Origin of the sequence: Stutzerimonas chloritidismutans, from assembly GCF_038562055.1 — a bacterium.
GTDB lineage: Bacteria > Pseudomonadota > Gammaproteobacteria > Pseudomonadales > Pseudomonadaceae > Stutzerimonas > Stutzerimonas chloritidismutans_A.
In genome coordinates this window covers 270646-291936 of record NZ_JBCFXD010000005.1, presented here as the reverse complement: position 1 = coordinate 291936, position 21291 = coordinate 270646, and the positions used below count along the sequence as shown (strand labels likewise).

Here is a 21291-nt window from a genome sequence, read left to right as displayed (position 1 = left end):
GAATCACAGGTGACAGTGATAGCCGACTCTGAATACGCTTCACGCCCTTGGCGATGAATAAGGCGCTTCGCATAATGGGGCTCGGGGTTATGTTGAGTCGGCGTCGTGGGAATATCCGCAGGCCACGGCGTCGACGTAACATCAACCCCGGATTATGCGAGGCGTAGTTGGTACCATTTTTTCGACCTGGTTCGCGCCGGCTATCGGCAAAACGGTACCAAAACGCTTTGAGGGTCCAGAATGATTTGGTACCATTTCCCCGATCGAGGAACGAACCTGGTCAAAAGGAAAGGTACCAAAACGATGCTAATCAAGTTCGAAGTAGAAGAAGCTCAAGCCATGCTCATGCGTGCCCAGTACGGGCAGAATGTCGCTAGCAAGGCGTTTAAGATGGCCGCATTCGATGCCATTGATCTAGCTCAGATCGTCCGCGAGCAGAATCATGAAATTGCCAAGCTCCGCCAGCTGATCGCGGTCCAGAAACAGACCATCGAGCGTGCCGCCGATTCCGCAAGGGCATTGCTTGACCACGTAGCGCAGGGAGACTTGATCGATGCTTAAATGGCGCGTTAACCCGAATTTTGAATACAAAACCCATCAGCAATTAATGATCGAGAAGGGTTATACGGGCTATTGGCTTCCTCCTCGCCGGTGGAAATCTCGCCTATATGGGCTCTTCGGCAAAACCGCTCCAGACCGTTGGATTCCCTTCAAGTAACCTCGACATGCCGCTCGCGGCATATTAGTCGCCGGCACGCCCTCCTTACGTGCTCCTGAGCATCTGCGACGACACCCGCGCAGCGGCCGCAACCATCGGCCCACAAAAAAGCCCCCAGCGGCCTTAGCGGCCCTCTGGAGGCTTTTCGCGTCCCCGTCCTGTTGTCCCCCTCAAAACTCAATCCGCGCCCTGATTTACCAATCCTAGCTACCTCGACAGCGCCTGCTGTGCAGTCTCCCAGGACGCCCAGCAACGCATCTGGTTAGGTCACGGCAGTTGCTCGGTTTCAGCGGCGCTTTTCAGCGTCGGCGGGGTGGGGGTGCTGTTACACCCCCACTTCGGTATGGATTCCCGTACTAAGCGACTCTCTTCCGCGACGCTTCTTCTTCCAGGCTGGACAGCAGTGCGCTAATCATGCTCCGCGCCATTGGCTTCATATCTTCTGGTAAATCACCGAAACGCCTGAATAAAGCACGCATTTCCGGCGATATGTCGCGTTCGTGTCGCTCCATTAGAATTTCGTCTGTTGAGCATCCGAACAGCTTTGCCATTGCTACCACCTTGTCCCCTGGTGGAGCGTTCTTGTCCTTCTCCCATCCGACAACCGTGTTTTCGCCTGACTCGATAGCTTCGGCCAGCCGCTTCTGAGAGAGGCCTTGCTCCTCTCGTTTTTGCCTTATGTTCTCGCCGATGCTCATGGGTAGTCCTGCGGTGTCGAAATTCTGCATCTGAGCCTATCTCCTGTATGTCTAAACAGCCCCGATAAAAGAGTGTACTACCCACGAAATTATGCTTGTGCTCCTGTCACCAAATATCGTAGCCTTTCCACCATGTTTTAGGGGCTTGACAGGGTTCAAGGATGTTCATCGATTGGCTCAGTGTTACGCAAGAATTCGCGCATGACCTCCCGGTCGTTTGTGACGTATTCCGCCAGACAATCGACGCTCATACCGGCGAAGTCTTATCCACCAGTCAGCCGCGTTTCCAGCATGAGGCCAGCTATAGCACCGGCCTTAATCTCAGCGTCCAGGGCCGCAAAGTCACCATCGAAGGCAACCCTTCTCGGGTAGGTCGTACCGATAACCTTTTCGGTCACACCACCATCGAGCAGTGCATCACCGTCTATAACCGGGTCCTCGATCTTTATGGGTTGCCCCATTTCACACGCTGCACCACTCGTAGCCTTCGTGACGGCTGTTCTGGCGCAAAGCTCGGTGACTGGATCACTGACGGCGCCGTTATCACCATGATTCACCTCACCACCAATGTCGGCGTAGGGAAGGGCAACCAGCTTGACTACCTCCGCGCTGTTTCCGGTGTTCGCTGCGGTCGCAATCCTGGCTATCTCTACCCCAACGGTCGCGGCTGCACCTGGACCACCGAGGCTAACGGTAAAGGCGCTCGCCTCCAGTACCGCAAGGCTTATGACAAGGCTTTTGAAATCGCTCAAAAGCTCATTCCCGCAATGCGTCGCCAGTTTGGTGACGAATCACCAGAGCTGGCTTACGCCAATCAGCTCTTGGACTACTGCCAACGAGAAGGCGTTATCCGTTTCGAGCAGGAACTCAAATCCGAGTACCTCGCCCGCGAAAACCTCCGTTATTGGGGCCTCATCGACGAAAGCCGTTTCCAACGTATTCACGGCGAATTTCTGGCCCTCGACTCTCGACTCAAGGTGACCGCTATGGACATAGCTAGCGTTTCTGAGCAACTCCTACTCGAAAAGGTTGTTGAAACCACTCGTGCTGCCAATACCACCGCTCTTTATGCGATTCAGTGGGCGCATGGCCAGAATTTCGACTTCACCAAGTCCCAGGTGAAGACTCACGCAGCCCGTCTTAACCGCATAGGTATCGACATTCGCACCCCTCACGACATCACGCGAAATTCCCTGGTGTTCGTCCGCGAAGCTCGCGAAGTCACCCCGGTCAAGAACCTGATTCCACCAGCTTGGTATCAGCGCGCTAACCATCTGAGGGCCGTTGCATGACGCATCCTCTCGATCTGGCTCGCTCTCGCAAGGCTGCTCAGGAAGGGTCGCAGGCTTATCACGATGGCCGCTCGCGTTCCTCTTGTCCCCATGCGCTTCCGCACCTTCGTGGTGCTTGGATTCTCGGTTTCGACCGTGCCCGCAACCGTCATTTTTTTGATTTGATAGGCGGCTGCAAATGACCCGTCACGACCGCGTTTTCTGCGACCTCTGCGATGCCCATATCGGCCAGCTTTTCAACCAGCCCGCCCAGTCGGTTGATCTGCTCGTTGACCAGACCATGGCCCCGGCTTTTGCCGTTTGCCCGGACTGCTGGGACGCCTCTGTAATCGTCGTCGACGACACCGTTGTTCACTCGATCAGAGGTGACTGGTGATTCGCATCTACTTCCGGACCCTTCGATTCATCGCTTTTAACTGGGCTGTCCCGTTTTTTATGGGCATCGCCGTAGCTCTCGCCCTTATTACTTACGGCGAAGACAACATGCTCGATTTGCTTACCCAGTCGTTCGTCACAGCGGCGGTTCAACTATGCGCACAGTGAGCTTTCAGGGCACCCAGCTTTCTCAGCGCCAACGCCAGCAGCTTGCCTTCCAGCAGCAGACCCGCGCCGCTTTCCTGAACACCCATCTGCTCGATCAGGTGGAGGAAACACTCGCAGCCGTTGACCGGCTGAAAGAGCAGGGCACACCGCCCAAGCCCAAAAGCCAATGGACCGTCGTGTACCAGGCCAAAGGCACCCCCTGTGTGGCCGATCTTTTCGGCTTCTAATCGGAGAAACACCCCATGCCATACGTCTACCTCGGCTGCACCCGTGATGCCGGAACCTCGAAGAAAACAGGCAACGCCTACGATATCTCCGTTGTTCACTTCGCTCAGGACGCCAGCCAAAGCACTCGCCCGGACCGTAAAAAGTCGTTCGGCCTTGAGCCTCAGAACCTCCCCATCGCCCCCGAAGCTATGGACGAATTCCGCGACATCAAGCCTCTGACCGCAGTCAATTTCGACTTCGAGCCGGACCCCCGCAACATGCAGCGCAACCGCATTTGTGGCGTTAAACCAGTAGCTCCGAAACTCGCTCAAGCGTCCGGCGCTAACTAAACATGGCGACTAAGTTCGTTCGCACTTGTGAACAGTTCCAGACCCTCGGTGACGGTTCTATTACTTGTTCCCAAGAACAATGGACTGAGTTGTATGTAATTCCCCCTGAGATGGCCGCGCAGTTGGAATTAGTGTTAACCGGCGGCTTTGATGGTGAGACGTTCTTACAGTTCTTCTCGGCGACCATCGTGTTGTTCATTGTCGGGTTCGGTATCGGACTCGTTATCTCTCAAGTTCGCAAAGTGCGAAGGGTATAAAACCATGAAAAATGCTATCCAGAAGTTCCGCGCTGTTCCTTCTTTCGTCAAGACTCTTGGCGTAGGTGCTGCCTCTATGGTTGCCGCTGCATCCGCTCACGCAGGCGCTGTTGCTGAGGCTGCTGCACCTCACATCGCCACCGCCCAGGCTGATGGCGAGTCCACTGGTGGTCTCGTTGTTGGCGTTGTCGCTGCCCTGGCAGTTGTCGGCGTAATCATCAGCTTGGTCCGCAAGGTGTGATGTACCTCCTTAGCGCCTTGTTCGGTGTGTTGATGGCTTCGGCCTTCATCGCAGGTATACGAACGGGTGAATACCTGTAACGCCGACCACGGCGCCGAGGAACTAAGGGGCCGATTGGCCCCTTTTTTATGCGAGTCTAAAATGCAACTACGCAACTTATTAATAGTTTTACTGCTTTTCTCTCCGCTTGCATCCGCTCAAGAATATTACTGGTGGCTTGTGTCCGGTGGACCACAGTACTCAAGCCCTGAGGCGGCTTGTATGTCTAAAGACGGTTCCCCCTACAGTTCAAACGCAACATATAAATATCTTAAATCCAATAAGATTTCCGAAGTTCAATTCAACTGCCGATATCAGATAGTTAGAACCTCTGACGGTTTCGTAATTAACCCCGACACTGGTAACGGCAACGCAACACGCTCAGGTGATACATGCACCGGGACCTATAACCCATCTACTGGTGTTTGTGAGAAGCCACAGGAAGACCCCTGTAAGTCAACTACCGGAACGCTCATAAATCACTGGCACAAAGAAGGTGATTTAAACAAAGACGGGACTATCGTAAATCGCAAAGGCCAACCATCAAGCCTCTGTCAAGGTTCATGCCTCTATGACATCCCGGCAAGCGACGGTTGCTACACCTATCGCACAGCCGCTCCTTCCGGCATTTTTTGTAGCTACAGCTATCGCGGCGTTGGAACAACTTGCGTAGCTTCATCTGAAAGCCCCGAAGCGACTACACCACCAGCAACCCCAAAGCCAGTTACCGAAACCAAGAAAGAATGCACTAACAAAGTCACAGACGGCGAAGGGCGCGTACATTACACCTGTACCGATACCACCAAGTATCAAGACCCCGGTTCTATGAACTGCGGCGAGATAAACGGCGTTTACGACTGCCGCAAGAAAGCCTCCGGCAACGACCCTAAATACACTCAGAAAGATGCCAAGAAGGAAGTAACCGAGGACGTCAAAATCGACGGATCCAAGGTCACCGACACCACAACGACCACCACAACCACAACCTGTTCCGGCGTCGGCGCTTGCAGCACGACCAACACCACCAACAAGAACACCAACGTCACCAACGCTGACGGCTCCTCAGGCGGTGAATCTGGCTCTTGCACTGGCGACAACTGTGGCAAGGGCGATGCTGACGGTAACGGCGTTCCAGACGGTGACGAGGGCGAAGAGGAGGAGGGAGGTTCCCCTGACGTTAACGAATTCCCCAAACCCGGCGAAAAGGGCAACTTCGATGACACCTCGGCCGATTTTGATACCAAGATCGAAGCGCTCAAAACTGAACTAGGCACCAAGGCCCAGGAAATCGGCGATCTTTTCGGCCTTGCCGGTGACCTTTCTCTCGGCTCCGGTGGCGGCGATCTTTACTGCGACGGTTCCGTTGAAATTCTCGGCCAGACAATCGATTTCTGCCTCGACGACTACCGCAATCAGCTCAACTACATCGCGCTTGCCGTGTTGTTCGTTTGCGCGCTCGTTTCCCTCTTCATCGTATTCAGGTGATTTATGGACCTCGGATTTATTGCTGACTTCTTCAATAACGTTCAGAACTTCTTTGGCGATATATGGGAGTTCATGACCACCGGCATCTACGCTTTCTTTAAAGAGGCACTGGTCGTTATCACTAAAGCAATCATCTATTCCTATTTCCAAAGCGCGCTGTTCGCCTTGGAAATTGCCTACACCGTAGTTCAGGAGATAGTCGCAGATGTCGGAGTCACCCAGCAGGTTCAGTCCGCTTACTCCATGATCCCCTCCGACATTCGAGGAACACTGTCCTTCTTTAATGTCCCCCAGGGCCTCTCTCTTATCTTCTCAGCGATCCCCACTCGCTGGGCGCTCAAGTTCGTTCCCTTCGTAGGTCGATAACCATGGCTATCAAAATTCACCACGGCCCGAACGGCTCCTACAAAACCTCCGGCGCTGTTTGGGACGATGCCGTACCAGCGGCAAAGGAGGGCAGGACCATCATCACCAACGTCCGCGGCCTTTCCGAAGACCGTTTTCGTGCAATGTTCCCCGATCTGCCCGATAGCTTTGAACTCGAATACATCGACCACCAGACAATGGAAGGCATGGAACGCATACGTACTTGGTTCCAATGGGCGCCCCGAAACGCTTTCTTGATCTTCGACGAAGCGCAGACCCTTTTCCCTAAAAAGTGGAACGACAAGTTTCTCGAACGTTTTGATTTCCCTGGTGGGATGGATGCCGCCAAAGAAGCTGATCGCCCTATGAACTTTCTCGATGCCTGGACTCGTCACCGGCATTGGAACTGGGACGTCATCTTGACCACTCCGAACATCAAGTACATCCACGACGAGATCCGCAATACCTCTGAAATGGCTTACCAGCACAGCAACCTTGCTCTTCTCGGAAAGGCTCTCAAGTTCCTGGTCCAGAAGGATTACAAGGAAGCCATGCACTCCGCCCAGGAGAACAAGGCACCCGCTGACGGCTCCACCATCGTTCAACTTCGTAAGATCGACAAAAGGGTGTTCAAACTCTATGACTCAACAGCAACCGGTCAGCACCGCGACACTATGGCGGGCAAAAATGCGCTCATGTCTCCCAAGGTCATGGGTTTACTCGGACTCGTGGCTGCTGTTTTCGTCGTGCTGTACTACCGTAACGGCAGCTCTATGTTCCATCTTCCGCTGGCTGGCTCAGAAGCTCCTGTGGCCTCTGATGCGCCACCTGTTTCCGGTGTTCTTCAAAGTAGCCCTATTCCTGTTATTCGCGACGCTCAGCCTCAAAGCGTGCAGAGCGATCCTGTAGGTTCCGACCCCTACGCAAGCCATCAGATCAGCATTCGCGCAGCCATGCGCAGCGACACCAAAGGCATCACCTATCTTTTCGACGTGACCGCCAACGACAAGGCTTTCAGCCAGAACTCCCGCGACATGGCCATTGCTGGCTATACCATCGCCTCACGTGGCCTATGTGCTGCCGACTTGACCTACCAGGGCACAACCAGAACCGTTGTCTGCTCGGGCGCACTACCTGACGGCGGCGGAGCCGCGAAGCGGCTCGGTGCAGAGCGACAAGGCTCTGCCGCCGTCAGGGCGCCCCTTGAATCACAGGTGACAGTGATAGCCGACTCTGAATACGCTTCACGCCCTTGGCGATGAATAAGGCGCTTCGCATAATGTATATTATGTTAAATAGCGTATTCGTTTCAGGCGTTCTCAAGGGCAAGGACTGTGGCTCCTGACAGTAAAAGAGATAAAACCTGATCAAAAAAAATACTGCAAAATCAGAGAGGTATGGGCTGTCTTGTTCTGGAAGCCCATTACTGCCCGCCGATATCCAGCCGAAAAAGCAGACTCCAGAAGCTTTTTGAACGGTTCAAAAAAAATAAAAACAAGACTAAAAGTCTCTGCTACGGTTACGGAAAGCAGCTTTGAACGCTACCACCTGTAGATGGAGCCTCCGATGCCAGCATACACCAGAGACCCGCATCCGCTCTTTGCCGGTCCCGAGTCTATGCTTTTGGACCTTAAGCAGTACTATGCTTGCTACCCCTGCGTCGCAGCCTATCTCAGGAGTTTTTTGGCCGAGTTTGACGTTGAGAAGGATTTTGAATGGGGGCTTCGTTTTCTAGCCCTCCATAATCGTGCAGCCGGAACCTACGGTATTTACCGTACTTTTGTGGAGCGTCTGCTTCTATGGAGCTGGATCTTCGCTGGTAAATCGGCTTTGACATTAAATCGAAATGAATTTGAACAATTCGTTGGTTTCTGCAAAAGGCCACCTCGGCCTTGGGTCGGTGTAGCACCTTCGGCGCGATTCACTCAAAGCGACGGTAATTGGACGTTCAACGAAGGCTGGCGACCTTTCAACATCCGCAGTCAACCGGAGTCAAAATCTTACAGACCATTCACTGGTACATTGAGACAGATACAGAGCATCTGCAGTTCCTTCTACAATTTCCTACATGCAGAGGATGCAGCCGCAGTCAATCCAGTCGTCGCGTCTAGATTGCAGAGTGGGAGTGCAGACAAAGCAGATCACCCCGCCCGACGCTTCCTAACTTCAGGCCAACTCTTTCGTGTCATGCAAATTCTAGAGATTCGTGCAACAGGCGACCCTGCGGGAGAGCGCGCTCTTTTCATTGTAGCTGCGACTGTATTTTTGTGCCTACGCGCGACTGATCTTGCAGCGAGTGGTGAGTACTGGCCAAGTATGGATTGTTTCTCGTTTGAGGACGGCAGTTGGTGGTTGGTCCTAGATATCCCAGGCACCCAGCCGCAAAGGATCGCAGTCAACCCTAAATTTTTACCCTACTTGAAACGATACCGGAAAAGCAGAGGACTATCACCGCTGCCGGAACAAGATGACGGAGTTCCGCTTCTAGAGACTAGCCACGGGCGTCCGGGGCTTAGCGTTCGCCAAATTCGAGAGGTCGTTCGTGCAGCGCTCAGACAGGTGCATGCGGATATTACTTTAGAGGAAGAAAACGGCGGTCATTGGGACATTTTACTTGCGTCAAACCCGAGGCTACTGAGGGACAGTGGCGCAAGGAGTAGCGCTCAAACCCGCCTGCCCGCCGAACTGAAACAAGATCTACGTATTACGAGTCTCGCATATACCTATGGTAGGTATTATCAGGATTAACCGTGACGGACCGTCGTTCCACACAGCAATATCCGATAATCACCAGACCCGGATATTGCACAGATACGCTGAAAGAGTCAGTCTATACAACTCCAGTTAACTCCGTCCGGATCATTAACACAGGATGTCGCAGCGCCCACAGCCACTTTTCGAGACCTTTGAGCGCTTCCACGGACTCAACTTTCTACACCTGCATGGCGAGCTGCCTCTGGTGTGCGACTTCCTTTTGGACTTTCCTGGGGAGCTTCAGGCCACTGAGGGATATATGGCAGTCAGAGGCTTTCTGAAGTCCTACGTAGGCAACGAAGCCACGTTCAACTCCTATCGAACGCACGCCGAGCGGCTCCTATTGTGGTCACTTTTGTTGGCCGGTAAGCCTCTTCTGGCTTTGAGGCGCCGCGATGCCGAGGCCTTCATGGACTTCTGTCTAAACCCACCTGCCGACTGGGTGGGACCGGTAGTTAAATCGAGGTTTTTACGTATTGGCGGCAGGAAGCCGCTGGAAACGGACAGTCTTATGATCAACCAAGACTGGCGTCCGTTCACCTATACAGTCGCTAAGCGGGAGCGCAAAATCGCGGCGGAATCCGCGGGGCCCCTTCCCTCCCGGGTCTATCGGATGTCCCAGGGTTCCGTCGGTCAGGTGTTTGCTGTGTGTGGCAGTTTTTTCCAACACGCCATCGATGAGGGGCTGACTGAGGTCAACCCGTTTCGCGCAGTGAAGCAAAAGTGGATCTACAAGCAACGCAATACGGTGGATGTCGCTTCTCGCTCGTTGACCCAGCTGCAATGGAGCTACGTGATCGAAACCGCTGAGCTAATGGCTGCGGAGGATGCACTGTATGAGCGAACGTTGTTTATTGTTGCCACCTTGTTTTCTATGTACCTGCGGGTCTCCGATCTAGTCGGACGCGATAACTGGACGCCAACGATGGGCGATATTCGTCGCGACAGCATGGGTAACTGGTGGTTTCATGTGGTGGGCAAAGGCAACAAAGCTGCGAAAATCAGCGTCCGGGATGATTACATCCACGCCTACCTGGTGCGCTACCGTGTACACCTCGGGCTTCCTCCCCTGCCCTCCGCTCATGAGAGCACTCCGCTAATTGGCTCACTAAAAGGTCGAGCTGGGCTTTCTGACCGCCACATTCGATTGTTGCTACAGGAACTGTTTGATCGTTCGTTGGCGCGCATGTCTGAGGAAGGCTGGAGCGATGACGAGATTGATCAGCTGCGCTCGGCGTCGTTGCATTGGTTGCGCCATACATCCGCCACTTTCGATGCACCGCACCGTGACATGAAGGATCTCCAGGCCGACCTTCGTCACAACAGTATGAGTACCACCCAGAATACCTATTACAACTCGCTAGATGAGCAGCGCGCTCACTCCGTAAAGGGGCTAAAAGTAAAACAGTAGCCCCAAAAAAGTAGGTTATCGCTGGCGGCGGCAAAAACTGAGTGCAACACCTGACCTTTCCGGTACGGTGCTGCCCCTATGTCTTATACCGAACTCAGCGTTGAAGAGCGCGCCACCATTCAAATCGGTCGTACCCAAGGCTTCAGCCTGCGCAGGATTGCCTGCTTGATCAACCGATCCCCTTCGACCATCAGCCGTGAGCTGCGCCGTAACCGAGGTGCTTGCGGTGGCTACTCGGCCCGTCTGGCCCAGCAGCAAATGCAGACCCGCCGCCAGGTTTGTCGACCGATGCGAAAACTGTTGCCGGGTAGCGAGCGCTTCGAACTGGTGACCCATATGCTGCGTGAGCGTTTGTCTCCCGAGCAGATTGCCGGCAAGCTGCGCAGCATGAACATACCCAACCTGCGAGATGCCTACGTCTGTCGCGAGACGATCTACAACGCGATCTATGCCCTGCCAGTGGGTGAGCTGCGTAAGGAGCTGATCATCTGTCTGCGCCAAGGCAAGACGACGCGCCGGCCGCGCTCTGGCGGCGTGGATCGGCGCGGCCAGATCCCTGAGATGGTCAGTATTCATGTGCGCCCGCCGGAGATTGAAGACAGGCTGATGCCGGGGCATTGGGAAGGCGACCTTATCAAGGGCAAGGCCAACGCCTCGTCCGTCGGTACGCTGGTGGAACGCACCAGTGGCTACCTGATGCTGGTGAAGATGAACGACGCGACGGCGACTTCGGCGCTGGAAGGCTTCAGCGCCGCGCTCAATGGCATGCCGCTGGAGATGCGCAAGAGCATGACTTACGACCAGGGCCGGGAGATGGCGCGACACGCCGAGATCACCCAAAGAACCGGCGTGGCGATCTACTTCTGCGACCCGCACAGCCCCTGGCAGCGCGGCAGCAACGAAAACATCAACGGCCTGATTCGCCAGTACTTGCCCAAGGGCACAGACCTGTCGGTACATAGCCAAGAGGAGCTGGACGCCATTGCGCTGCAACTGAACATGCGACCGCGCAAGCGCTTCGACTTCAAATGCCCCATCGAGGTGATGGGAGAGGTCATGCAAAATGCCATGGCGATGCGGCATGATGCTCCGGCTTCAATTCAATAACCGTGTTGCGCTCAGCTCCTGCAACCGCCGCTGCTCGAGCCCGCTCTCAACAGCCAGGACAGTCCAATCAGGCTGAGCGGCTAAGCCCTCTAACCTCCGGGGAAATCCTACCAGTCACTTCTCGAGGGAACGCGCTGCCAGCTAATTCACGGGCTACACTCACGGTTCTATGGAAGTAAGAGAATACTACGCAATCCAGCGTGTCGCCGTTTCGGTAGCTTCAGATCCGCTTCACTGGACGGTAGAAGACACATCATCCAGAGTGTAGGCTTGTTAATTTCTGCGGGCCGTCTGAAGCTCTAGCTTCCGAGACAATTGATTGATAGTAGGGGCTCATGCATGTCAAATGACGATGGAAATTCATTATCAAAAATCCGCTCGGATGCCATAGACAAAATTCGTCGGCTGCAGCGATCACCGCGCTACCACAGCTTTTTCAACGCGGAGGCAATCGAAGCCTTTAATAAGATAGAGAGCTCTGCCCTAGCAGGTGGGTCAATTACGCATACCGACAAGATAGGCTCGAAGGGCAATGGCAGCACGTAACCTTCGGCCGTCTCATCAGCTCAAGGCGCTCATTCGTCCTTCCCGTTTAAATCTGCTGCTATCTTACCGAACGAACCCCAGCGACGGACCAGGTCATCGATTCGATCGGGAATGTGTTTAGTCTTGCTAAGCACTAGGCAGCGGGTCGTGCCTACATATTCCTCAAGCAGGTAAAGCCCCCCCCCGTCGGCATCCATCATTAGCAGAATTTCGTCGGTCAATCTCATAGCGCAGTCGTCGTCCTAGTCCTCGATATTCACACGCTGTGTCATCGCGATTCCCCAGAAACAGTCGGAATAGATGTGCGCAGGGGGGAGGCAGCGGCGAGCCACTACCAGCAAAGTCCCGCGGCGCATGCCACCAGCTTAGCAATGACCGCTCCGCCTCCGAAGGATAGTAATGGGCGATGAGCCAGCCGCTAACGTTGCGATCAATAACCTTTAAAAAATATAAAACCGGAAACTGGACATACAACGTTTTCAAAGCACGCTAAGCGGATGCGTCAGATGGACACCGTGATCGACACTGGCTTTGAGCAGAGCAATACTACATACCCATGCAGCTTTTGATGCTAAGCGCAGTGTGGATCAAGCGGAGCCAAAGGTTTGTCGGTCGCATATGGAGGAGCTCTTTATGGTTAACGCCGCCAGGCGTGCCGATAAAACGGCACTCGCCGCCCGCAAGCCTACGGAGTACCTCCTCCGTAGTGACCCTGGACTGCTCAGTCCAACTATGGTTTACAAACTGACTGCCGAGGGGTTCGAGATGAAAGATGTGCAAGACATGCTTTCGATTTCCGATCTCTACTCGGCGGAGAAGGTCCTTACCCGCATCGTGGGCAAATCCGCTAGGACGATTCAACGACAGAGCAAGGGAAATCAAACCGTGCGCCTCAGCTCTGTGCAGAGCGCTGTGGCCTTTCAATTTGCTACGCTCCTGGAGCGCGCTACCAAAGTGTTCGGTACTCAAATGCTAGCCGAAGAATGGCTGGGTCGGCCCTGCAGATATCTGGAAGGCGAAATACCTCTAGACGTTGTCAGCAATCCTGTGGGGTTTCAGGTAGTAAACGACTGCCTAGAGCGCATTGAGTACGGGGTTTATCAGTGAGCCAGCTGCGCGATCGGGCCCAAGCACGAACTGCAAGTAACAGTCCTTAGCTCGCGGCTGAAGGATTGCTCCACCTTCCTATCTGACGTAAACCATTCAAAGGTACTCATGTCTGTCGCGAAAGCTGTCTGGAGCCGAGTCAAGCACATGCGAAAAGGGAGGCCTTTTTCACGCAACGTTTTCGCGCAGGTAGGTTCAAGAGCTGCGGTTGATAAGACACTTTCAAACTTAGTGAAATCAGGCCTTCTGGAGCGTGTCGCTCGCGGCGTCTATATGCGCCCAAAGATGAGCATATACACCGGCTGCAGGGTACGCCCAAGTCCGATAGACATTATGATGGTTCTTGCTAAGGCGAACGGCGAGACGATCCAAATACACGGGGCGGAGGCTGTTAGGAGGTTGGGCCTCAGTACGCAGATGCAGGTTGTGCCGACCTACTACACCAGCGGTACTACCCGCGTGATCAAAGCTGGCAATGCGGTGGTTCGCCTCAGGCATGTCTCTAATGCGCGCATGCAGTACGCCGGAACGAAGATAGGAACGGTGCTCACCGCGCTCTATTACCTCGGAAAACAGGGGTTGTCCGCGCAGGTCATTTCCAGGATCACAAAAGCCATGAGTAGCGAAGAGTTGCGTAAGCTAAAAGGTTGTAAAATGCCAGTATGGATGCGATCGGCATTGCTTCTTGTGAATGAAGCGGCTTTAGGCCCTGCTTCGAACGATCCGAGTGCGCTAAACACCAGATGCAAACTCTTGCCGCCTCGCAATACTCATTGATCTATAGCTGAAAGCACCTGGCCGCGCAGGGCGTAAATCGGCCAATGCAGCATTCATCAGCGGCCCGCTGCCAACCGCCCCCTCCATGCCCGTCGCGCTAACCGAGGCGCAGGCGATGGCGCTGGCTAGCGCGCGGATGGACTAAAGCCGCTAACAGGCATTCTTACTCGGGCTGACTTCGATAACGCCATAGTAGACCCAGTAGTTGAAGCAACTCGCTCGCTCAATGATTTTTTCTTCGCTATAGGTCGCGCTAGATTTCGCCCAGTCCTTGCTGTTCCATTCGGAACTTGATGGCCTCGACGGGATCCGAAGGCGGCATTGGATAATGCGCCTCCTCGTATTTCTCAATTAACGCCGCGAGCTCTTCCAGTTCATCACATTCTAACGAACCGATCTGCGCGCCCCACAGGTGCTCCAAGCGCGCCAAAGCCGTAGCCAGGTCGCTTTCGCTACGAATCGGCTCGATTTTCATTACACTGCCTCTGCGTTGATCTGGTGCACTGCGCCTGCATTATCCAGCGTTACTTTCAGCTTCATTTTTCAACTGATATTCCCAAATCAGTCCGCGTTGCAGGCACTCCCTTACCCAGCGCGAGGACTCTGCTACGTCACCTACGGTGTGGCTGAGCTCGCATCAGCGCTCTCGTCACAAAACATCGGATCTACGACAAGCCAAAGGCCGAGCGACGGATGCAGAGGACCATGCTTATCCTCTAACAGTCGTAGCTCGTATCGACGCCGTTCTTCAGCCCTACCAGCTAGCCAAACATCATCAGAGGTGGGGTAATGCCTCAATAGATGTTTTGCCTGACGACGTAAGGATTCAGGTAGAGATGATTCTCTAGACAATTCAAGAAGAAAATTTCGTGTCTGCACAACGGCGGCGGTACGTTCTTTTACCAAGCTCATAGGGGCAATGCTCCCGGATTATTTTGCCAGCGGGGAGACGGTGACCGCCCCAAGCGCAAGCGTCAGTATAGCGAGCCGAATCCGTTAGCTACACCTACTGTTAGGAAGCCGTACTTTACCCACCGGCGGTATCCTGGCCAGCAACTCCACTTTGCAAGTCTAACCCCCTCAAACAAAGCCGAGGTCCCCACAACTCAGAAGGGGATAGACCATCGGTTATAAGACCACCGCCAGCCGCAATCATACGGCCAGGGCAAAATCTCAAGCCATCCTACTAGGACGGGCCGGCCATCAAAACGAGACGTCAAAGACCAGCGGTACGATTGTATAAAGCGCGACGATGATCAGAAGCAACCCGATGACGTTCATCCAGATACCAGCTCGAATCATGTGCCGGATAGGCAGGTCCCCTGTGGCGAACGCGACGGATTTTGGTCAGAACCAGCCAGGCAATTAGGAGCATGACCAGAGCAAACGGAACACCCAATAGCATCCAATGCCCAAACCCGATCTCTAGCCCATGCGAATTGGCCAAATAGGCGCGCATGAGCGCCATTGGAGGCTGGCCAATCAGGGTTGCCATCGAGCCAATGGTGATTGCATAGGCGATACCAATCAAAACCGCCGCCGAGAATTTTGGGGTCGCGTCTTCATTTCCTAGCGATTTGACGAGAAGAATGATCGAACCGCCAATCGGCATCATGATCACGGCTGTCGCCGTGTTGCTCACCCACATGGTGATGAACCAACTTGCGGCCATCAAACCGAACACGATTTGCGCAGGTTTGGTACCCACCGACAGAACCGTGAGCAGAGCGAATCGACGATGCAAATTCCAGCGTTGCGTGGCTAGCCCTAGCAATACGCCCCCCAGAACTAGGAACACGATCGAATTGGCGTAAGGCGTTGCAGCGTCGTTGATCGAGGTGATGCCCAGAAGCGGAAAAAGCACCAGTGGGAGCAGAGAAGTCACGGGAATTGGGATAGCTTCAGTGATCCACCATACCGCCATCAATATCGCAATGCCTGCGACTACCCTGGCGTTGGTATCGAGGGTATGCCGCTACGTCAGTTGGGCCTTGGATCGCGCCGGATGCTTCTGTGTGGCATTCAAACTGTGGGGCTAGAAGAAGGCCACATCACCTTGTTTGATGAGGTGGAGTTTGGCCTAGAGCCGCACCGGATCACCCGCCTCATCAAGCACGTGAGAGATGACGAACGAGGGCAGTACTTTCTCACGACCCACTCTCCAGCCGTGCTGCGCGAACTCACCGTGAATGAGCTTCATGTGGTTCACAACGCCGACGGCGTGGTTCAGATCATTTCCGCTGCCAAAGAAGGCCTTGAGGATCACGAGGTTCAAGGGAAGATTCGATCAAGCACCGAAGCATTTCTGGCAAAGAAGGTGGTGGTTTGCGAAGGCGCAACAGAGGTCGGCTTCCTGAGGGGTTTTGACGACTTCCAGATGGCGAGCAAGAAGGATCCGTTTTCCTTCCACGGTGTTGCGCTGCTAGATGCAAAGGGAGGCAGCAAGGTAAAGGCACTTGCGAAAGCCTTCAAATCGCTTGGCTATGACGTGACGGTGCTCGCTGATGGTGACGCCGAAGATCAGTTCTCTCCAAAGGATGAGAAAGAGCTAGCGGCTCTGAACATCCCAGTTCTGATGTGGAGCGACAAGCTTTCACTTGAGGAGAGGGCCTTTCAGGATCTTCCGTGGCCAAGCGTGCTAGCTAGTTTAAAACTCGCTCAAGACGAGCTGAGCTTCCCTGTGTACGACCATGTGCGCTCTAGGCTCCTTGCAGGAGATTTAGACAAGGACGCTGGCACTTGGATAGATCGTCCTGAGCTGCGTACAGCCATAGGTGTTGCGGCGAAGAAGTCCTGCTGGTTCAAGGACACCACTAGGGGTGACTTATGGTTTACCCACTCCACCTCTGTCTCGATGGTGGGTGGCAGGTTGGTGAACGGACCGTTCGGGCCGAGAATCATGAACATGTTGGGGAAGTTGGCGGTCGCCACCGACAGGTAGCTGGACGGCCCTTCGCTCCAGTGATCCTTGATGCTGACGTCATTCCGGCCGCGGATATCGATGCGTTTGTAGTTGCCGTCCACCGCGTCGAAACCGGTGGCGAATATCAGCACGTCCAGCTCGTGCTCCACGCCATCGGCGGTACGAATGCCCGCTTCGGTGATTTCCTCGATCGGGTTGGCTTTGACGTCCACCAAGGAGACATTCGGCCGGTTGAAAGTGGCGTAATAGCCGCTGTCGCATAGTGGACGTTTCGCATAGAGGTCGCGCGGCATCAGCTTGCGCGCCGTTTCCGGATCCTTGACGATCTCGCCGATCTTCTCGCGAATGAAATCTTGAGCGGCCCGATTGGCTTGCTCGTCGATCGCAATGTCGTTGAAGGTCTGGAACATGAAGCGGAATCCACCACCGCCGTCCCAGGCACGCTGGAAGATTTGTTTACGCTCTTCCGGCGACACGCTCATCGTTGGGATGTCGCTTTCCTCAAAACCGAACGCCAGGCGAGACGAGCGTACCTGTTGCCAGATCGCATCATAGTTACGCTTGATGTCATCGACGTACTCGCGGCTAACCGGACCATTGCCGACAGGGACGGTGTACTGCGCGGAGCGCTGGAACACGGTGAGATGGTCAACGGTAGGCGCAATGGCCGTAATCACCTGGCAACCGGTCGAGCCCGTGCCTATGACGCCGACGCGCTTGCCCTCCAGAACGGCATCGGCTGGCCAATTGGCGGTGTGGTACATCTTGCCCTTGAACTGCTCCATCCCCTTGATCTTCGGCACGTTGGTGGCAGACAGCAGACCAAGCGCGGTGACCAGGTACTTGGCGGAGTACTGGTGCCCATTATCAGTGGTGACGGACCAGCGGTTGGTTTGTTCGTCGAACACGGCCGAGGTGATCGCCGTTTCCAGTTGGATATCCTTGCGCAGGTCGTGGCGATCAACCGCATGGTTCAGGTAGGACAGGATCTGCGGCTGGTCGACGTAGCGGGTGGTGATGTCCCACTCCTGGCAAAGCTCGCGATCCCACGAGAAGCAGTACACGAAGGTTTCACTATCGGACAAGGCGCCTGGATAGCGATTCCAGAACCAGGTGCCCCCAACGCCAGCTGCCTTGTCGAAGGCACGCACCTTCAAACCAAGCTCGTCGCGCAGTTTTTTCAGCATATAGATGCCACCAAAACCGGCACCGATGATGATCGCGTCAAGGTTGGTCACGTTGGTGCCAACGGAGCGTTTAGCCAGAACTGTAGTTGTCATTGTGTTCTCCTGATTGATCGGTGCACCTGAAGTCATCGCTCGTTCGCTAAGAGAATCTTCAGGCAAGCCGGTACCGTCTCCCCCAAAAACAAGATCGGGGGCGTGTCGAAACTCGATAGGTGAAGTGAGCGGATCAGCCCGACCCGCTCCGCTCTTACTTACAGCGAGAAGCCACCATCCACCGCGATTGCCTGGCCTGTGACATGAGGCGCGCAGGCGAGGTAGACCGCCAACTGGCCCATGTCCTCGACGGTTTGCGCTTCGCCTTGTGGTAGCAGGGCCGCCTGATGCCGCTCCCAAGATTGCTCCTCGGTTTCACCCGGCTCAGCCCAACGGCTGGACAGCCCCTCGTCACCGCGCCACATGCCAGTACCCACGACACCGGGGCACAGCGCGTTGACCGTGATGCCTTCACGGGCGACTTCTTTGGCGAATGCGTTGGAAAAACCGATGACAGCGAATTTGGATGCGCTGTAGTGAGACAGGTCCGGGAAGCCGACCTTGCCGGCGATCGATGCCAGATTGATGATGCGACCGAACCTGTGCTCACGCATCAGCCGCAGTTCAGCCTGGCAACAGAGGAATACGCCGCGTGCGTTGATGTTCATGATGCGGTCCCACTCGCTGACTGGCAGCTCGTCGACCTTACCCAAACTCACTACGCCCGCGTTGTTGACGGCTACATCCAGGCGACCGTAGTGCTCGCGTACCTGCTCGATCATTGCGCCAACGCTGTCGGGTTGGCTCACGTCCACTTGCAAGGCGATGGCGCGGCGGCCAATTGCACGCACACGGGCGGCAGCTTCTTCAGCGATGCCGAGGTCATAGTCGGCGAGTACCAGATCAGCGCCGGCTTTTGCCAGGCTCAAGGCGATGCCTTGGCCAATACCGCGGCCAGCGCCTGTTACCAGGGCAACCTTGCCGACCAGGGAAAAATCGACAGCAGTAGATTCGCTCATGAGATGCCTCTAATTATTGTTGTTGAATGCGACCGCTCATGGCGGTTCGCTGAGACGGATGGAGCAAATCAGGTGCCAATCTTAGAACTATCAGCTCAAAGCACCGTTCCAGAGCGCTTCCAGCATCGCGAAAGGCGAATTGCGATCGCAGCCGATCAAGACGTTATGTCTCGCGATGAGCGGGACGAAGGGAGAACGGTGAGACGTTATGTCTCACCCTGTAACGCAAATCGATTCAGCTTGTGGACACCGGTCAACACGCATTAAATGGCTGTACAAAAATTAGAATTGACCATGCGGAGGTAACATGTCCTCTGGTTACTCAAAGGCTCATGTGGAACACGTGAGCAGAGTGCTACGCACTGCCCAAAGCGCGCCGACGCTTCCCGTTCCGAGCAGCATCGTCGACTCCTGGCGCCGTTCGGTGCAGCACCACCAACTCGATCCAGGCTCGCTGCAGGGCCCACGAGTGCTCGAAGCACACCAACTCAATGAGCATCGAGAGCGTATCGATGATTTCCTGAGGCTGGCGGGCAATGAGATTGGTCGACTCCACCATCGAGTGCGCGATGCCGATTATTGCGTGATGCTCACCGATACCTTGGGATGCACCGTCGATTACTGCATCGATTCAACGATCCGCGGCGAGTATCGACGTGCCGGCATCGACCTCGGCACGTGCTGGACGGAAAGCGAAGAAGGCACCACCGCCGTATGTGCGGTTCTGATCGATAAGCAGCCGATCACCGTACACAAGCAGGATCACTTTCGCGCAGCGTTCATCGGCAACACCTGCTCTGCCGCCCCGGTCTTTTCCCCTTCCGGCGAGCTTTTCGCCGTTTTGGACGTATCCGCCATACGTTCGCCGGATGACAGGCGTAGCCAACATCTGATCCGTCAGATGGTCATTCAAAGCGACGCTGAAATCGAAAATGCGTACTTCATGTACAGCACCCAGGATCTTTGGGTGTTGCGCGCGCATCCGTTTCCCGGGTATGTCGATAGCCAACCGCAGTTCCTGTTCGCATGGGATAGCGATGGTGTGATCCAGGCGCTCAATCCCGCCGCACGGCGGTTGCTGCTACAGCGTCACGGCCGGATTCCGGATACCGTCGATGAAGCCTTTATTTCAGACCGGCTTCCTGATCGCGCTGATGACACGGTTCATTACCTATCTGCGCTGAACCTACATGTGCGACTCAAAGCGCCAAGACGCCGTCCGAGCGCACGTGCAACCGGCAAGGTGGTCGAAGCGCTCGATCCAACGGTTGCCCGAGCTCTTGAACTGGCGGTGCGCGTCAAGGACCGAGGGCTGCCGGTATTGATTCATGGTGAGACAGGCGCTGGCAAAGAGCACTTCGCGTTGCAGTTGCATGCAGCCAGCAAACGCAAGGACAAGCCCTTCGTCGCCATCAATTGTGCGGCGATACCCGAAAACTTGATCGAAAGTGAGCTGTTCGGCTATTCGGCCGGCGCCTTCACCGGCGCATCAAGTAAAGGCATGCGGGGTTTGCTGCAACAGGCCGATGGCGGCACGCTATTTCTTGATGAGATCGGCGATATGCCGCTCACGCTGCAGACCCGCCTGCTGCGGGCATTGAGCGAAGGCCAAGTGTCGCCATTAGGCGCCTCACGCCCACAGGCCATCGACATTCAGGTCGTGTGTGCCAGCCACCGCGATCTCGTGACGCTGGTCGAGCAAGGTACGTTCCGTGAAGACCTGTACTTCCGCTTGAACGGCGCGCGCTTCGATATCCCGCCATTGCGCGAGCGCACCGATAAACTGGCCTTGATCAATAAGCTCTTGGACGAAGAATGCACGCGATCCGCAGAGCGCTTCCAACTGAGTGACGCGGCCTTGGAGATGCTGTTGAACTACAGTTGGCCCGGCAATATGCGCCAGCTGCATCATGCGCTGCGATATGCCTGTGCGGTGTGCGCCAGCCAGGTGATCGGTATCGAAGACTTGCCGGTAACGCTTGCTATCAGCGCCCCGGTGAACGGGGAGGAAACGTCAGCAGGAGACCCGGAACGTCAAGCGCTGATCGACACACTAGTACGCAATCGCTGGAAGCCGGTACTTGCTGCACAGGAGCTGGGAATTTCCCGTGCAACTCTTTACCGCCGCGTGAATCAGTACGGCATTAAGATGCCCGGCAAGGGTTCGTATAACTAGACGTCCATAGTTGAATGCCACCCTCCCGCTCAGCCAGCGCGAGGGCGGCTGCCCT

Annotated in this window: 21 protein-coding genes and 3 pseudogenes; 18 read left to right on the top strand and 6 right to left on the bottom strand. The window is 55.1% G+C overall.

Annotated elements, in window-relative coordinates; genetic code table 11:
* Positions 1 to 303: 303 nt before the first annotated feature.
* Entirely contained in the window at positions 304 to 561 is a 258-nt protein-coding gene (locus tag AAGW23_RS10805) for a hypothetical protein (protein ID WP_342406478.1), read from the top strand.
* Between the two features lie 513 nt (positions 562 to 1074).
* Here the strand turns inward: AAGW23_RS10805 and AAGW23_RS10800 are convergent.
* Positions 1075 to 1446 carry a helix-turn-helix transcriptional regulator gene (locus tag AAGW23_RS10800; RefSeq protein ID WP_342406477.1) on the bottom strand — a complete coding sequence of 124 codons (372 nt, stop codon included), beginning with the start codon at positions 1444 to 1446 and terminating at the stop codon, positions 1075 to 1077.
* 131 nt (positions 1447 to 1577) lie between these two features.
* Between AAGW23_RS10800 and AAGW23_RS10795 the strand changes: the two genes are divergently transcribed.
* The 15 genes from AAGW23_RS10795 to AAGW23_RS10730 all read left to right on the top strand — a co-directional run bounded on the left by AAGW23_RS10795 (position 1578) and on the right by AAGW23_RS10730 (position 13898).
* Positions 1578 to 2708: a phage/plasmid replication domain-containing protein gene (locus tag AAGW23_RS10795; protein WP_342406475.1), complete on the top strand. Its 1131-nt coding sequence runs from the start codon at positions 1578 to 1580 to the stop codon at positions 2706 to 2708.
* The gene (locus AAGW23_RS22035) at positions 2705 to 2890 is read left to right on the top strand and encodes a ribosome modulation factor (protein WP_425540824.1); all 186 of its coding nucleotides are present in this window, start codon (positions 2705 to 2707) and stop codon (positions 2888 to 2890) included. The genes AAGW23_RS10795 and AAGW23_RS22035 overlap by 4 nt, the downstream gene beginning before the upstream one ends.
* The gene (locus AAGW23_RS10790) at positions 2887 to 3084 is read left to right on the top strand and encodes a hypothetical protein (protein WP_342406474.1); all 198 of its coding nucleotides are present in this window, start codon (positions 2887 to 2889) and stop codon (positions 3082 to 3084) included. Before AAGW23_RS22035 ends, AAGW23_RS10790 begins: the two co-directional genes overlap by 4 nt.
* 154 nt (positions 3085 to 3238) lie before the next feature.
* Positions 3239 to 3478 carry a hypothetical protein gene (locus tag AAGW23_RS10785; RefSeq protein ID WP_342406473.1) on the top strand — a complete coding sequence of 80 codons (240 nt, stop codon included), beginning with the start codon at positions 3239 to 3241 and terminating at the stop codon, positions 3476 to 3478.
* 15 nt (positions 3479 to 3493) lie between these two features.
* Positions 3494 to 3808 (top strand): hypothetical protein, encoded by a 315-nt coding sequence (locus AAGW23_RS10780; RefSeq protein WP_342406472.1) that lies wholly within the window; start codon positions 3494 to 3496, stop codon positions 3806 to 3808.
* Positions 3809 to 4069: 261 nt separating this feature from the next.
* Complete coding sequence (locus AAGW23_RS10775; RefSeq protein ID WP_342406471.1) at positions 4070 to 4306, top strand: hypothetical protein; 237 nt, start codon at positions 4070 to 4072, stop codon at positions 4304 to 4306.
* Between the two features lie 261 nt (positions 4307 to 4567).
* On the top strand, positions 4568 to 5830 hold the full coding sequence (locus tag AAGW23_RS10770; RefSeq protein WP_342406470.1) for a hypothetical protein: 1263 nt from the start codon (positions 4568 to 4570) through the stop codon (positions 5828 to 5830).
* A gap of 3 nt (positions 5831 to 5833) precedes the next feature.
* Complete coding sequence (locus AAGW23_RS10765; RefSeq protein WP_342406469.1) at positions 5834 to 6196, top strand: DUF2523 family protein; 363 nt, start codon at positions 5834 to 5836, stop codon at positions 6194 to 6196.
* Between the two features lie 2 nt (positions 6197 to 6198).
* Positions 6199 to 7458, top strand: a complete 1260-nt coding sequence (locus tag AAGW23_RS10760) for a zonular occludens toxin domain-containing protein (protein WP_342406468.1) — start codon at positions 6199 to 6201, stop codon at positions 7456 to 7458.
* 304 nt (positions 7459 to 7762) lie between these two features.
* Positions 7763 to 8944, top strand: a complete 1182-nt coding sequence (locus AAGW23_RS10755; RefSeq protein ID WP_233270162.1) for an integrase — start codon at positions 7763 to 7765, stop codon at positions 8942 to 8944.
* A gap of 124 nt (positions 8945 to 9068) precedes the next feature.
* Positions 9069 to 10361, top strand: a complete 1293-nt coding sequence (locus AAGW23_RS10750; protein ID WP_342406467.1) for a site-specific integrase — start codon at positions 9069 to 9071, stop codon at positions 10359 to 10361.
* Positions 10362 to 10439: 78 nt separating this feature from the next.
* Complete coding sequence (locus AAGW23_RS10745) at positions 10440 to 11468, top strand: IS30-like element ISPsp7 family transposase (RefSeq protein WP_076612044.1); 1029 nt, start codon at positions 10440 to 10442, stop codon at positions 11466 to 11468.
* A gap of 339 nt (positions 11469 to 11807) precedes the next feature.
* Positions 11808 to 12014 (top strand): hypothetical protein, encoded by a 207-nt coding sequence (locus AAGW23_RS10740; RefSeq protein WP_342406466.1) that lies wholly within the window; start codon positions 11808 to 11810, stop codon positions 12012 to 12014.
* A gap of 633 nt (positions 12015 to 12647) precedes the next feature.
* Positions 12648 to 13121 carry an antitoxin Xre/MbcA/ParS toxin-binding domain-containing protein gene (locus AAGW23_RS10735; RefSeq protein ID WP_158188536.1) on the top strand — a complete coding sequence of 158 codons (474 nt, stop codon included), beginning with the start codon at positions 12648 to 12650 and terminating at the stop codon, positions 13119 to 13121.
* A 108-nt stretch (positions 13122 to 13229) separates the two neighbouring features.
* On the top strand, positions 13230 to 13898 hold the full coding sequence (locus tag AAGW23_RS10730) for a DUF6088 family protein (RefSeq protein ID WP_342406465.1): 669 nt from the start codon (positions 13230 to 13232) through the stop codon (positions 13896 to 13898).
* A gap of 265 nt (positions 13899 to 14163) precedes the next feature.
* Here the strand turns inward: AAGW23_RS10730 and AAGW23_RS10725 are convergent.
* The 3 genes and pseudogenes from AAGW23_RS10725 to AAGW23_RS10715 form a co-directional block, all read right to left on the bottom strand.
* Positions 14164 to 14373 (bottom strand): annotated as a pseudogene (locus AAGW23_RS10725) (helix-turn-helix domain-containing protein); the annotation flags it as partial.
* 140 nt (positions 14374 to 14513) lie between these two features.
* Complete coding sequence (locus AAGW23_RS10720) at positions 14514 to 14810, bottom strand: BPSL0761 family protein (protein WP_307876491.1); 297 nt, start codon at positions 14808 to 14810, stop codon at positions 14514 to 14516.
* 304 nt (positions 14811 to 15114) lie between these two features.
* Positions 15115 to 15852 (bottom strand): annotated as a pseudogene (locus AAGW23_RS10715) (SLC13 family permease); the annotation flags it as partial.
* 15 nt (positions 15853 to 15867) lie between these two features.
* On the opposite strand from AAGW23_RS10715, the pseudogene AAGW23_RS10710 reads away from it, so the two are divergent.
* Positions 15868 to 16398 (top strand): annotated as a pseudogene (locus AAGW23_RS10710) (ATP-dependent nuclease); the annotation flags it as partial.
* Between the two features lie 158 nt (positions 16399 to 16556).
* Here the strand turns inward: AAGW23_RS10710 and AAGW23_RS10705 are convergent.
* Complete coding sequence (locus AAGW23_RS10705) at positions 16557 to 18101, bottom strand: NAD(P)/FAD-dependent oxidoreductase (RefSeq protein ID WP_342406464.1); 1545 nt, start codon at positions 18099 to 18101, stop codon at positions 16557 to 16559.
* A gap of 158 nt (positions 18102 to 18259) precedes the next feature.
* On the bottom strand, positions 18260 to 19060 hold the full coding sequence (locus AAGW23_RS10700) for an SDR family NAD(P)-dependent oxidoreductase (protein WP_125882670.1): 801 nt from the start codon (positions 19058 to 19060) through the stop codon (positions 18260 to 18262).
* 307 nt (positions 19061 to 19367) lie between these two features.
* Between AAGW23_RS10700 and AAGW23_RS10695 the strand changes: the two genes are divergently transcribed.
* Positions 19368 to 21236: a sigma-54-dependent Fis family transcriptional regulator gene (locus tag AAGW23_RS10695; RefSeq protein ID WP_342406462.1), complete on the top strand. Its 1869-nt coding sequence runs from the start codon at positions 19368 to 19370 to the stop codon at positions 21234 to 21236.
* Positions 21237 to 21291: the final 55 nt, after the last annotated feature.

What these genes read in the sequence shown, in the direction of transcription:
- AAGW23_RS10785 (WP_342406473.1), top strand. Translation starts at nt 3,239, where the DNA reads ATGCGCACAGTGAGCTTTCAGGGCACCCAGCTTTCTCAGCGCCAACGC.
- AAGW23_RS10805 (WP_342406478.1), top strand. Translation starts at nt 304, where the DNA reads ATGCTAATCAAGTTCGAAGTAGAAGAAGCTCAAGCCATGCTCATGCGT.
- AAGW23_RS10790 (WP_342406474.1), top strand. Translation starts at nt 2,887, where the DNA reads ATGACCCGTCACGACCGCGTTTTCTGCGACCTCTGCGATGCCCATATC.
- AAGW23_RS10800 (WP_342406477.1), bottom strand. Translation starts at nt 1,446, where the DNA reads ATGCAGAATTTCGACACCGCAGGACTACCCATGAGCATCGGCGAGAAC.
- AAGW23_RS10745 (WP_076612044.1), top strand. Translation starts at nt 10,440, where the DNA reads ATGTCTTATACCGAACTCAGCGTTGAAGAGCGCGCCACCATTCAAATC.
- AAGW23_RS10755 (WP_233270162.1), top strand. Translation starts at nt 7,763, where the DNA reads ATGCCAGCATACACCAGAGACCCGCATCCGCTCTTTGCCGGTCCCGAG.
- AAGW23_RS10770 (WP_342406470.1), top strand. Translation starts at nt 4,568, where the DNA reads ATGTCTAAAGACGGTTCCCCCTACAGTTCAAACGCAACATATAAATAT.
- AAGW23_RS10730 (WP_342406465.1), top strand. Translation starts at nt 13,230, where the DNA reads ATGTCTGTCGCGAAAGCTGTCTGGAGCCGAGTCAAGCACATGCGAAAA.
- AAGW23_RS10775 (WP_342406471.1), top strand. Translation starts at nt 4,070, where the DNA reads ATGAAAAATGCTATCCAGAAGTTCCGCGCTGTTCCTTCTTTCGTCAAG.
- AAGW23_RS10765 (WP_342406469.1), top strand. Translation starts at nt 5,834, where the DNA reads ATGGACCTCGGATTTATTGCTGACTTCTTCAATAACGTTCAGAACTTC.
- AAGW23_RS10740 (WP_342406466.1), top strand. Translation starts at nt 11,808, where the DNA reads ATGTCAAATGACGATGGAAATTCATTATCAAAAATCCGCTCGGATGCC.
- AAGW23_RS10735 (WP_158188536.1), top strand. Translation starts at nt 12,648, where the DNA reads ATGGTTAACGCCGCCAGGCGTGCCGATAAAACGGCACTCGCCGCCCGC.
- AAGW23_RS10695 (WP_342406462.1), top strand. Translation starts at nt 19,368, where the DNA reads ATGTCCTCTGGTTACTCAAAGGCTCATGTGGAACACGTGAGCAGAGTG.
- AAGW23_RS10760 (WP_342406468.1), top strand. Translation starts at nt 6,199, where the DNA reads ATGGCTATCAAAATTCACCACGGCCCGAACGGCTCCTACAAAACCTCC.
- AAGW23_RS22035 (WP_425540824.1), top strand. Translation starts at nt 2,705, where the DNA reads ATGACGCATCCTCTCGATCTGGCTCGCTCTCGCAAGGCTGCTCAGGAA.
- AAGW23_RS10780 (WP_342406472.1), top strand. Translation starts at nt 3,494, where the DNA reads ATGCCATACGTCTACCTCGGCTGCACCCGTGATGCCGGAACCTCGAAG.
- AAGW23_RS10795 (WP_342406475.1), top strand. Translation starts at nt 1,578, where the DNA reads ATGTTCATCGATTGGCTCAGTGTTACGCAAGAATTCGCGCATGACCTC.
- AAGW23_RS10700 (WP_125882670.1), bottom strand. Translation starts at nt 19,060, where the DNA reads ATGAGCGAATCTACTGCTGTCGATTTTTCCCTGGTCGGCAAGGTTGCC.
- AAGW23_RS10720 (WP_307876491.1), bottom strand. Translation starts at nt 14,810, where the DNA reads ATGAGCTTGGTAAAAGAACGTACCGCCGCCGTTGTGCAGACACGAAAT.
- AAGW23_RS10750 (WP_342406467.1), top strand. Translation starts at nt 9,069, where the DNA reads ATGTCGCAGCGCCCACAGCCACTTTTCGAGACCTTTGAGCGCTTCCAC.
- AAGW23_RS10705 (WP_342406464.1), bottom strand. Translation starts at nt 18,101, where the DNA reads ATGACAACTACAGTTCTGGCTAAACGCTCCGTTGGCACCAACGTGACC.